This window comes from Halomonas sp. SIMBA_159, assembly GCF_046536035.1.
In the GTDB taxonomy this organism is placed as follows: Bacteria; Pseudomonadota; Gammaproteobacteria; order Pseudomonadales; family Halomonadaceae; genus Vreelandella; species Vreelandella venusta_A.
In genome coordinates this window covers 1-249 of sequence record NZ_JAWJBT010001205.1, presented here as the reverse complement: position 1 = coordinate 249, position 249 = coordinate 1, and the positions used below count along the sequence as shown (strand labels likewise).

The window sequence follows — 249 nt, the reverse complement described above, 5'->3', positions numbered from 1 at the left end:
CATGCCAGCGGCCCATCGTGCCCACATGGAATGGACCGCGGGTAGCCTTCTGAACTGGGGCGCCTCGATCGGCCCCGGCGCTCAAGCCATCGTCAACCACCTGCTGACCAACCGCCCGCATCCCGAAATGGGCTACCGGGCCTGCCTTGGCCTGCTGGGGCTCGCTCGCAAGTACGGCAAGGAGCGTCTCGCAATCGCCTGCCAGCGCGCGCTCGTCATTGGCTCGCCAACGCGCCGCTCGGTGCTCTC

At 68.3% G+C, this 249-nt stretch carries 1 pseudogene; it reads left to right on the top strand.

The annotated features are described in order from the left end of the window. Positions 1 to 249 (top strand): annotated as a pseudogene (locus tag R0J87_RS23085) (IS21 family transposase); the annotation flags it as partial.